The organism is Streptomyces sp. NPDC021115, assembly GCF_044333065.1.
GTDB lineage: Bacteria > Actinomycetota > Actinomycetes > Streptomycetales > Streptomycetaceae > Streptomyces.
In genome coordinates this window covers 61866-73951 of record NZ_JBIRQF010000017.1, presented here as the reverse complement: position 1 = coordinate 73951, position 12086 = coordinate 61866, and the positions used below count along the sequence as shown (strand labels likewise).

At 71.2% G+C, this 12086-nt stretch carries 5 protein-coding genes; 3 read left to right on the top strand and 2 right to left on the bottom strand.

Annotation, left to right across the window (positions count from 1 at the left end):
* Nucleotides 1-302: 302 nt before the first annotated feature.
* A complete protein-coding gene (locus ACH4TL_RS35355) occupies nucleotides 303-1214 on the bottom strand; it encodes a MerR family transcriptional regulator (protein WP_398324637.1) in 912 nt (303 codons plus the stop codon).
* Nucleotides 1215-1750: 536 nt separating this feature from the next.
* Between ACH4TL_RS35355 and ACH4TL_RS35350 the strand changes: the two genes are divergently transcribed.
* From ACH4TL_RS35350 to ACH4TL_RS35340, 3 genes are all read left to right on the top strand, one after another.
* On the top strand, nucleotides 1751-9040 hold the full coding sequence (locus tag ACH4TL_RS35350) for an SDR family NAD(P)-dependent oxidoreductase (RefSeq protein WP_398324634.1): 7290 nt from the start codon (nucleotides 1751-1753) through the stop codon (nucleotides 9038-9040).
* Nucleotides 9037-9828 (top strand): thioesterase II family protein, encoded by a 792-nt coding sequence (locus ACH4TL_RS35345; RefSeq protein WP_398324631.1) that lies wholly within the window; start codon nucleotides 9037-9039, stop codon nucleotides 9826-9828. Before ACH4TL_RS35350 ends, ACH4TL_RS35345 begins: the two co-directional genes overlap by 4 nt.
* Nucleotides 9829-9971: 143 nt before the next feature.
* Nucleotides 9972-10652 (top strand): FG-GAP repeat domain-containing protein, encoded by a 681-nt coding sequence (locus ACH4TL_RS35340; protein ID WP_398324628.1) that lies wholly within the window; start codon nucleotides 9972-9974, stop codon nucleotides 10650-10652.
* Between the two features lie 77 nt (nucleotides 10653-10729).
* Here the strand turns inward: ACH4TL_RS35340 and ACH4TL_RS35335 are convergent, their stop codons facing one another.
* Nucleotides 10730-12058 carry a right-handed parallel beta-helix repeat-containing protein gene (locus ACH4TL_RS35335; protein ID WP_398324625.1) on the bottom strand — a complete coding sequence of 443 codons (1329 nt, stop codon included), beginning with the start codon at nucleotides 12056-12058 and terminating at the stop codon, nucleotides 10730-10732.
* Nucleotides 12059-12086: the final 28 nt, after the last annotated feature.

Below are 12086 nucleotides of genomic sequence, written 5' to 3'. Positions count from 1 at the left end.
GTTGCTGCTGTTGACGGTGTTCGGGCCGCTCTCTCCGACCAATGCGGCCGGCGCGGCATCCTCCTCGCAGGCGTCACCGAGCACATCGTCACCTCCGAGCCGTGCGCCGTCTGCCCCATCATCGAGGCAATCATCCTTGCCCGCCTGGTGCAGGGGGGGCTTGCCGTCATCGCCCAGGCTGCGGGCCGTGACCTCTACTCCGGCGGTCAACTGCTCCTCTTCTACGGCCGTCTCGCCGTCGTCGGCGGCATCGCCGCGTTCATCGGCCCGATGCTGGGATCGAGAGAGACCTCGGCCGTGTTTCAGGTGGCGGGTGAGTCTTGGGCGGATAGCTCTTCGGCCAGTTCCATACAGCGCAGGCGGGCTGGGGAGAAGTCGTAGGGCATCTTGCCGATGGCTTCGAACACGCTCATGGAGTCAGCCTCCCGCCTGCCAGAGCTGAGGTCGGCCTCGTCCTCACCGTCATCGGCGGTAGCAGGGTGCAAAGTGTCCCAGGCGTCGAAGAGGGCATCGTCGTCCTTACCCAGGCCGGACTCCTCGATGACGGCCTGCAGGGCGCGTTCGAAGGCGCGCCGCTCGACGGCCACTTGAGCCACCAGTGGATCATCGACGGCGACGCTGTCATCGAGTGCCTCCTCGGCGTCATCGATGCGGTCGGAATCCTCCCGCAGAGCGGGATGCGTGGCCAGGACGACGAAACGGGTGGCCTGGACGGCCGCGCCGAGCGGGCCGAAGATCCGCTCAGTGACCAGCAGACTGTCCAAGTCCGCCTGACGCAGGGAGCCCTCGGGCAGGCTCTTGAGGCGTTCGGTGACGAAGTCGGAGAGCAGGCCCATCCGGCTGCCTTCGGTGCGCATCCGCTGCACGGCGGTCCGTTTCCGCCGCAATTCCGCCTCCTGCTCGGCGAGGGTTTCCTCCAACCGCTCCAGGATGCCCGCGATACCGTCTCCGCTGTCCGCACCGGCGGAAGCCGTGCCGGTGGTAAAGGCGTCCCGGATGTCGTCCAGGGCGATCCCGGCGTCGGCCATCTTGCGAATCCACAGCAGGCGGATCATGTCCTCGTACCCGTAGCGGCGGCGGTCATCGCCGCCCCGCTCAGGCTCGGGGAGCAGGCCGATCGCGTGGTAATGGCGAATCGCCCGCGGCGTGCTGCCGACGAAGGCCGCCGCGTCACCGATCTTGACCTGGCGGGGTGGCATGAACGACGAATGCATGAGCAGGGATCTTTCCTCAAGGGAACGAGACGTAAGTCCACCGAATCACATGCCGCTACGGAAGGTGCAACCCCTGACACGCCGCCCCGCGCCAATGCCAGGAATGCGCCCTTCCTCCGTCCTTCTGCACAGCACCGCGCCGACGGGCACCGGCAGCATGCTGGTGTGCCCGGCAGATGGTGGAGTCGACACCGACCTCCCAGAAGATCAGCCCGGCCGCATCAGTCCTCGCCTGCAACAACGTCAGCAGCCGGACCTACACACCCCGACGCTGCCATCTCCGGAACAGTCCATACACCGTCTGCCACGGTCCGTACCAGGCCACTTGCGGCTTATGCCCACCGCAGGCAGCAACGACTCCAGCACCGACCACTGTTCATCGGAAAGATCCCCTCGCCCCACATCTTGATCACCATCGTGCAGGACGCGCACAGGAACCCGAACCTGGAACACGGCCTGACGGAGTCCTACCAGCGGCCGCGACTCGCCCGTCACAACCCACTGACCAGCGGCCGCCGTTGGTAGGGTCGGCGCTGATGGCGCCTAAGACGATATCCACGCTGCCCACCCCGTTCGCCCGCGCGGAGCGGCCCGACGATATCGCCGTCGTCGGGCTCAGCTGCCGGTTGCCGGGCGGCATCACGGCGCCCGAGGAGCTGTGGGCCGCGCTGGCCCAGGGGCGCGATCTGGTCGGGGAGATACCCGCGGACCGGTTCGACGCACGCCGATTCGTGGACCCCGATCCACGACGCCCCGGCAAGACCTACTCAGCTGCCGGGGGATTCCTGGAGGACATCACCGGATTCGACGCCGCTTTCTTCGGGCTGTCGCCCCGTGAGGCGAGCCGGATGGACCCGCAGCAGCGGCTGCTGCTGGAGATGGCCAGGGAAGCCCTCGATGACGCAGGGACGGACCCGGGGGCCCTCGCCGGATCCGCCTCCGGGGTCTACGTGGGGGTCAGCAACGCCAACTACGGCCAGCTCCAGTACGCCCGCCCCGAGGCCATCACGGCGTACACCATGGCGGGCGCGGCGCTCTGCAACACCGCCAACCGGATGTCGCACCTGTTCGACCTGCGGGGACCGTCCATGGCGGTGGACACTGCCTGCTCGTCCTCCCTGGTCGCCCTGCACCAAGCCTGCGCACACCTCCGAGACGCAGCCACCCCGGACGGCGGGATCGCGCTCGCCTGCGGCATCAACCTGCTGCTGAGCCCCGGGGACTTCATCGGCTTCTCCAAGGCGTCCATGCTCTCCCGCGGCGGGCGCTGCCGCCCCTTCTCCGCGGACGCCGACGGATACGTCCGCGCCGAGGGCGGCGCGGTGATGGTGCTCAAGCGCCTCGCCGACGCCAAGGCCGACGGGGACACCGTGCACGCCGTCGTCCTCGGCACCGGAGTGGGCGCGGACGGACGCACCCCCGGGCTCTCGCTGCCCAGCGCTCAGGCCCAGGAACAGCTGATGCGCCAGGTCCACCACCGCGCCGGGGTGCGCCCTGAGGACGTGTCCTACGTGGAAGCCCACGGCACCGGTACGCAAGCGGGCGACCCGATCGAGTGCCGGGCGCTGGGCCGGGCATTCGGTGCGGGCCGCCGCCGTACCCCGCTGCCCATCGGCTCGGTGAAGTCCAACCTCGGCCACCTGGAGTCCGGGGCGGGCATGGCCGGTCTGCTCAAATGCGTACTGATGCTGCGCCACGGCCAGATTCCGGCGTCGCTGCACGCCGAACCGCTCAATCCCGCCATCGACTTCCCCGCCCTGGGCCTGGAGCCGGTGACCGCGCCACGGCCCCTGCCCCCGGGGGCGCTCGCGGTCAACTCATTCGGGTTCGGCGGGGCCAACGCACACGCCGTCCTCGGCCCGCCGCCCCCGACCTCCGCCACCGCGCCGACGGAGGCGGCATCCCTGCCGGTGCTGGTCTCGGCGGCCACCCCGGAGGCGCTCACCGAGGCGGTCACCCGCACCGTCGCCCGGCTCCGGGACACCACCGACGCGTTCTATGACATCGCGTACACCAGCTGCCTGCGGCGCGGACACCACCGCGAACGGGCCGCCGTCGTGGCGGACAGCGCCGAGGAGGCCGCCGCCCTGCTGGAGACGATCGCCGAGGGCACCCCTGGTGGCGGGGGAGCGGCGGCGGGCGCGAGCCCCGGGCCGGTGGCGTTCGTGTACTCCGGCAACGGCGCCCAGTGGGCGGGCATGGGCGCCGAACTGCTGGACACCGAACCGGCGTTCCGCGACACCGTCACCGAGGTCGACGCCGAGCTGGCCGGACACCTGGGCTGGTCGGTGCTCGCGGAACTGAGGTCCGTGGCACCGGAGCTGCACCGGACCGAGATCGCCCAGCCGCTGCTGTTCGCGGTGCAGCTCGGCCTGACCGCACTGCTGCGGGAGCGTGGCATCCGGCCCGCCGCGGTGGCGGGACATTCGGTGGGCGAAGTGGCCGCGGCACACGCCTGCGGCGCGCTGGACCTGGCGACGGCCTGCCGGGTCATCGCCGAACGCGGCCTCGCGCAGGCCGACACCGCCGGTGACGGCCGGATGGCAGCGGTGGGCCTCCCCGCCGACGAGGTCGGCGCGCTGATCCACGGCCGGGACCTGGAGCTGGCCGGGGTGAACAGCCCCACCGATGTGACCCTCTCCGGATCCGCCGAAGAACTGGCCGCGCTCGGGGACGAGTTGCTGCTCCGCGGGGTGTTCTTCCGCGAACTGGACCTGGACTACGCCTTCCACAGCCGGTCGATGGACCCGATCCGCGACCGGCTGCACACCTCGCTGGCCGGGCTCTCGCCACGGCCCGGGACCGCTGCGTTCGTCTCCACCGTCACCGGCGGGACCCTGCCGGGCACCGAGCTGGGCGCCGGATACTGGTGGCGCAACATCCGGGAGCCGGTCCTGTTCGGCCCCGCCGTCACCACCCTGGCCGACGAGCACGGCTGCGGCACCCTCGTGGAGATCGGCCCCCACCCGGTGCTGCTGGGCTATCTCCGCAGGCAGTGCGCCACCGTGGACCGGCCGATGACCACCGTCGGCACGCTGTCCCGCAACGCGGCCGGTGCCACCGCGGTACGGACCACCTGCGCGGCCGTGCTCGCGGCCGGGGCCGACGTCGACTGGGACACCTGGTTCCCGGTACGCGGCCGGGTGGTGCCGCTGCCCGCCTACCCATGGCAGCGCGAGCCGCATGTCAACGGCGCCCCGGACTGGTGGTCGGCAGGACCGGGCGGCGCGGAGCAGTCGGGACACCAGCTCCTCGGCGACCGGCTGCCGACCGTGGAACCCACCTGGCAGACACCGGTCGAACCGGCCCGGCACGGCTGGATCGGCGACCATCGGGTCAGCGGTTCGGTGGTGATGCCCGGCGCCGCCTATCTGGAAGTGGCGCTGGCGGCGGGCCGGGACGCCCATGGCGCGGCGGTGGAGGTCACCGGGCTGGACATCGGCAAGGCGCTGGTCCTGCCGTGGGACGACCCCGGCATGGACGTCACCGTGCAGACGAGCCTCGCCGGTGAAGTGTTCCGGGTGGCCTCCCGCCAGGGCGGCGAGGACTGGCAGGAACACGCGAAGGGGCGGGTGCGCCGACTGCACGGCGGGCCACCGGCGCCCCTCGACCTGGCGGCCCTCCGCGCGGCGGCCCGCACCGAGATGTCCGGGGAACGGCACTACGCGCGGATGCGGCAGGTCGAGCTGGCGTACGGACAGGCGTTCCGCGGTGTCCAGCGGCTCGCCGTGGCCGACGACACCGTGCTCGCCGACTACGCCAACCCCTCCGGGGCACAGGGTTTCCACGCCCACCCCGCCCTCATCGACTCCACGCTGCAATCCATCGCGGCGCTGCTTCCCCGCGCCGAGAACGGACAGGTCCACCAGTTCCTGCCCGCCCGACTGGAACGGGTCGCCTTCTGGCGCACCCCCGCCGACCAGGGCGTGGCACTGATCCGGGCCCGGAGCCTGACGCTGCGCGAGGCAGCGGTCGACGTCACCGTCGCCGATCCGGACGGCACCGTCGCCATGGAGCTGCGCGGAGTCCACGTACGCCGCAACAAGGGCGCGGCGAGCGGCGTCGACCGCATCGTCAGCACCCTCCGGGCCGCACCGCTGCCGGGGACCACCGGCCCCGCCGGGCTGCCGACCGCCACCGCGCTCGCCGCCGCACGCGCCACCGAAGTGGCGGCGCTGAACGAGGCGGTCCGGCGCCACGACGGCGCCGCCTTCGTACGCCGGGTCAAACACCTCACCGGCCACTTCGCCACGGCCGCGCTCGCCGAACTGGAGGCGAAGGGCGCGCGCCCGGCCAACCGCAAGCTGTACGAGAACCTGCGGGCACTCGCCGAACGAGAAGGCGTGCTCGGCCGGACCCCCGAACCGGACCGCCTCCTCACCGGCCTGCTACGGGACTTCCCCGCCATGGCCCCGGACCTGCTCCTGTACGCGCGCTGCGGCCCGCAACTGGCCGGAGTGCTCACCGGAGACGTCGATCCGGTGCAGTTGCTCTTCTCGGACACCGAACGCCTCGCCGAGCTGCACTACACCACCTCCGTGGTGCACCAGCACCTGAACCGCACGGCCGCGGAAATGCTCACCGCGCTGGTCGACGCCTGGCCAGCGGACCGGCCACTGCGGATCCTGGAAGTCGGCGCGGGCACCGGCTCCACCACCGCCTGGCTGCTGCCCCGGCTGCCCGCCGACCGCACCACCTACGCCTACACCGACATCTCCCCAGCCTTCTTCCCCCGCGCCCGCCACCGCTTCGCCGACCACCGGTTCCTCGACTACCGGACTCTCGACCTGGACCGGGACCCCGGCGAACAGGGCTTCGCGGCCGCCTCCTTCGACCTGGTCATCGCCGCCAACGTCCTCCACGCCACCACCGACGTGCACCGGGCCCTCGGCCACCTCACCGAACTCCTCGACACCGGCGGCCGGTTGCTCGCCGTGGAGTTCCACGACAACGACCTCTTCGCCCCCTGCTACGGACTGCTCGCCTCGGCCACCGGCTTCACCGACACCGACCTGCGCGAGGACACGCTGCTCACCCGTGAGCAGTGGCCCCCGGTGCTGCGCTCCGCCGGATTCACCGACGTGGCGCAGCTCGGCGAGGAACCCACCTGCTCGGTCCTCCTCGCCGACCGGGGCGCACGCGAACACCCCGCGCCGCAGCCTCCGGACACCGCGCCCGGCCACTTCCTGGTGGCGACGGACGGCCTCGACGACCTGGCCGCGTCCGTCGCGGCGCGGCTGCGCGGCCCTGACCGCTCCGTGAGCCACATCGAAGCCTCCGGCGACGCCGCGCGATGGGCCGCCGCACTGAACGACACCGAAGTCAGCACCGGAATCCTGGTCATGCTCGGTGACGAGACCACCGGGGACGACCCCGTCGGCCCGGTCGTCCGGCAGGCGGCGATCCTCCGCGCGATGGTCACCGCCTGCCAGGCGCTGCCCGAGACCCGCGAGGTACGTGCCTTGGTGCTGACGCCCGCCGAGCACACGGCCGTCCCCGAGCGCCCGGGACCGGCCGCCGCCTGGGCCCAGGCACGCACCCTGACCAGCGAAAACCCCCTGCTGAGGGTGCGCAGGATCGCGGTGGCCCCCGGAGCGACCGCGGCGGACATCTGCGCGGAACTGCTCGCCGCGACCGACGAGGACGAGACCGTGCTCACCGCGGGCGGACGCTTCGTACCCCGGATCACCCAGCGCCGCCCCACCACCCACCCCGTCCACCCCTACGCACTGGCCGTCGCGGACGACGGACCGGCCTGGACGGCGGTGGCCGCGAATGGACCCGCACCCGGAGAAGTGGTCATCGAGGTGCGGGCTGCGGCACTCAACTACGCTGACATCATGGTCTCCCGTGGCCTGGTGCCGCCCATGGCCGAGACACCGGACACCGGAATCCCGCTGCTGGGCCTCGAATGCGCCGGAGTGGTGACCCACGTCGGCGCCGGAGTCACCGACCGGGCCGTGGGCGACCGGGTGATGGCCGCCCAGTCCGGAAGCCTCGCCTCGCGGGTGCGCTGCCCGGCCCGGCTCACCGTCCCCATCCCCGAGCACATGCCGTTCACCGAAGCGGCCACCATCCCCACGGTCTTCGCCACCGTGCACTACGGCCTCGACTACCTGGCCCGGCTCCGCCGGGGCGAGACGATCCTCGTCCACGGAGCCGCCGGGGGAGTGGGGCTGGCCGCGCTCCGCTACGCCGAACACGTGGGGGCCACCGTCATCGCCACCGCGGGCACCCCCGCCAAACGCCAGCTGCTGCGCCTGCTCGGCTACACACACGTACTGGACTCGCGAAGCCTCGGCTTCGCCGATGACGTCCTCGACATCACCGACGGCCGCGGGGTGGACGTGGTGCTCAACTCAGTGGCCGGGGAGGCGCTGGGCCGTGGCATGGAACTGCTGCGCCCGCACGGCCGGTTCGTGGAACTCGGGAAGCGGGACATCCTCGCCGACAACGCGCTCGCCCTGCGCCCGTTCTCCCGCGACCTCTCCTTCTTCGGGGTCGACCTCACCAGCCTGCTCCAGGGCGACAGCCCGGTGGCCGGGCAGATGATCGACGAACTGGCCGAGCGCGTGGCGTCCGGGGTGTACCCACCGCTGCCGCACCTCACCTACCCCGCGGAGCAGATCAACGACGCCATGGCGCTGCTGCGGGACTCCCGGCACATCGGCAAACTCGTCATCACCTTCGACCCCGCGGAACCGGTCCCCGTACGCGTACCACGTCCTCCCGTGGCCCTGGACCCGGAGGCGACCTACCTCGTCACCGGCGGCCTGGGCGGGTTCGGTGCCGCCACCGCCCTCTGGCTGGCCCGCTGCGGGGCGCGCCACCTGGCGCTGGCCTCCCGCAGCGGCGCCACCCACCCCGAGGCCGGTGCGGTGCTCGCCCGCATCGCCGAGGAAGGCGCGCGGGCGACCCCGTACGCCACCGACATCACCGATCCGGCGGCCGTCCGGGAACTCGTGGCCGCCATCGACGCCACCGGCCGCCCGTTGCGCGGTGTCATCAACGCCGCCATGGTGCTCGACGACGTCCTCGACGACGCCACCGCGGTGGATCTCGACGACGAGCGGACCCGCGCCGTGGTGAGCCCGAAACTCGACGGGACGGCACACCTGGACCGGCTCACCCGTGACCGGCCACTCGACTTCTTCGTCTTCTACAGCTCCATCTCCGCGCTCGCGGGCAACCTCCGGCAGAGCACCTACGCCGCGGGCAACCTGGCGGGCGAGGCGATCATCCGGCGGCGCCGGGCCGCCGGACTGCCCGGACTGGCCGTGCAGTGGTGTGCCATCTCCGACACCGGATACGCCGACCGGGCGGGCATGGTCGACACCATGCGGCAGGCCGGATTCGGGGAACTCGACTCCACCACCGCCACCCGCGTGCTCGGCGAACTCATCACCGACCCCGACGCGGACGTCGTCATGGTGGGAAACACGGACTGGGCGCAGACCGCGAAGCTCCTCCCCGCCGTCGCCGCACCGCGCTTCGCCGAGATCCTGCCCGCGCCGGACGCCGACACCCTTGACGCTGACCGGAACATACCGGAGCTGGTGCGCTCGGCGGACGGGGCGGAGGCGCTGGCCATCGTCACCGAGGTGCTGGTCGCGGCGCTGGCCACCGTCCTGCACACCACCCCGGAGCGCATCGACCCCGACACCCGGCTCGACCAGCTCGGCCTGGAGTCGCTGATGGCGGCCGAGCTGAGCGCCGTACTCCAGCGCAGGCTGGACTGCGTCGTCCCGACGATGGAACTCGCCACCGCGGCCGGTGTCCGGCAGCTCGCCCCACGCCTCCTCGGGCGGGTCAGGCGGAACGCATGACACCACAGGCACCCTTCCCCACACCGGAGCTGAACCGGCTCACCGACCGGCAGACCGCGCGGATCCGGGTCTACTGCGTGCCCCCGTCCGGCACCGGATCGGAATTCTTCCTGCCCTGGGTCGCCGCGTTCTCCGAACTCTTCGACCTGGTGGCCCTCGACCTGCCGGGCCGCGGCACCCGCACCGGGGAACCGTCGATCACCGACATCGACTGGGCCGCCACCGGCATCGCGGAAGAGATCGCCGAGGACCTGCGCCACCGGCCACCCGCCGACGGCTTCTACGCCGTCTTCGGCCACAGCTTCGGAGCGCTGCTCGCCTTCGAGGCCACCCAACGGCTCCGGTCCGCCTCGCACACCGAGCCGGACCTGCTCGCGCTGTCCGCCGTTCCGCCACCGAACCGCGACGGACTCGACGACCACATCGCGCGCAACCTCGGCTCCGGGATCACCGCCATCACGGAGATCATGGGCTGGGAGCCACCGGCCGACGCCACGCTCACCCGCACCGTCTACACCCCGTTCCTCGCGGACGCGGTGGCGCTGCTGCACCACACCCGCCGGACGTGGCCGCCGCTGCGCGCGCGGCTGACCATCCTCGGCGGACTCGACGACCCGATGGTCGACCCCGAGACCCTGCACGAGTGGAGCGCCTGCACGACATCCGACACCCGGGTCCACCGCTTCCCCGGCGGCCACCACTATCTGCGCACCCAAGTGTCCGACGTGGTCGCCCGGCTCACGGACGATCTGCTGGCCGCGTACCGCAAGCCGACGGGTGGCATGTAACCACCGGGCCCTCCGGCCTGAATGTCACATTCCTGTTACGTGGCGATCAGGGCTCAACTCATCTGGCAGCACGCATATCTCACTGGGCGTCAGCAACAGATAGGAGCTCATCAGTGCTTCGGAAGCGCACACGTTTCATCGCCGTGCCACTCGCGGCCGCCGCCCTGACTCTGACCGTCGCCGGTTACCAGGCCGGTGCGGCCGAGCCGTCGGCCGCCGCGGCCCCGTGCCTGGCGGACGCGACCACCCTGGTCGGCGATCTCGACGGGGACGCCCACCCGGACAAGATCAGCAACCCGGGCCACACCGGCACCGGGATGACGATCCAGTGGGGCACCGCGAACGGCTCGTTCGGCAACAAGGTCCAGGTCAAGGACCTCCTTGGCGCGAAGAAGGGCGAGATCGCGACCGCCGCGGTGGCCGACTTCGACAACGACGGCACGCTGGACATGGTCGTCAATATCGTCGAGCCGGCCGACGGCGACGACCCCAACACGGCCCGCCTCGCGGAGGTCCGCCCCGGACCGCTCAACCGGACCAACCTGGGGTCCGCCGATGCCCGGCACTCCGACATCGGTGACCGTGGCGAGGCCAAGCAGCTCGCCATCGCCCACTACAACGACGACGCGTACCCGGACCTCGCGGTCCGCAACAACGCCGGTGACGGCGTGATGGACCGCGACGTGCGCCTGTCGAAGCCGGGCGGCGGTCTGGCCGACTTCGACTACGACGCGTACCTGAAGTACGGCGAGTCCGGGACCTGGGCCGAGCCCCCGGCCATGCCCACCGGCGGTTGGAAGCAGTTCTACAAGCCCTGCTCATAACCACCGCCACCGGGCGGTCGCGGCACGCCGCGGCCGCCCGGTGCCGTCCCGTGCCCGGAAGCAGGTCACGAGGCCGGTCAGGAGGCTTCGAAGGCACCGAGATCCGGCGCCCGCCCGCTGTACGGCAGGCCCACGCCGACCCCCTTGTCGATCAGGGTGCTGTTCGCCGCGAGCCGGAGATTCGGCAGCGAGGGCAAACTGCCATCGGCCTGCCGGGCCGCGTCCCAGCCGGACGTCGACACACTCCGGAACTGCGCGTCCGACACGGAGACGCCCACGTTCCAGGAGTTGTACGCATCGTTCGTGCCGCTCATGTTCGACGTCAGCGTGCCGGTGTAGGCGATGTTGTTACGCAGGTTTCCCCGCCCCACGGCGGCGCCGCTCGAATCGACTCCCAGCATATTGAAATCCGGATGGTTCCCGTAGCCGGTGTTGTTGAAGAAGTCGTTGGCGAGCGGATGGTGGTTGGCGTAGAAGCCCGCCGCCCTGTTGGCGAAGGCCACCGAGGTGCGGACGGTGTGCTTGACGGCGCCCGCGTCGTAGTCGCCCCCGTAACCACCCGCCTTGAAGCCGCTTCCGTTACCGGCTGCCGTGGTCGTTCCCGGAATATATCCGTTCCGCCACGACCAGGAGTTCTCGATGGTCACGGACGAATAGGCGCTGATGAGGTCGAACCCGTCGTCGGAGTTCCACCACGCCCGACAGCCCCGGAACACGTTGCCGGGATTGTTGGCCGAGATGTGGGCGCCGAACCCGTCAGCGTTCTCGCCCGCCCCGCTGGAACTGCGCGGATCGTAGTTGTCGTGCGAGTCCGAGTTGAGGACGAGATTGCCGCCCCCGTTCTGGATGAACAGTCCGGGGCCCATGTGGTGATGGGAATCGATCTGCTCGAAGGTGTTGTTGCTCCCGGAGATCCAGATCCCCCAGGACTCGTGGTTCAGATTGTTGTTCTGCGGCACGCCGGTGACGCCCAGCCCCTTGAGGTGGATCCAGCTGCCGGTGACATCGAAGCCCTTGATCCGGCAGTCGTCCGTCATCCGGGAGAAATCGAAGACCGGCTTCTCGCCCGGGTAGGCCATGTAGCGGATGGGGCTGCCCGCGCTGCCGCTCTTGTTCAGCGTGATCGCGTCGACTCGGTCCGTCTGGCTCTTGCAGCTGCTGATCGCGCGGGCGTAAGCGTACGTACCGCCCCGGAAGTACACCGTGTCGCCCGCCCCGGCGACGGACTGCGCATGGGCGACCGACGCCCAGGGCGCGGCCTGTGTCCCCGCGGCAGAGTCACTGCCCTGCGGGGCCACGTAATACGACTTCCCGGCCGCCGATGTGGGGGTGACCGTGAGGGCGCTCAAGAGCAACGCGACGATCGAAGCGAAGAGAGCAGGCGTCATACGCAGGGCAGGTCTCATGGCTCACCTCAGGGAATGGCCGAAGAAG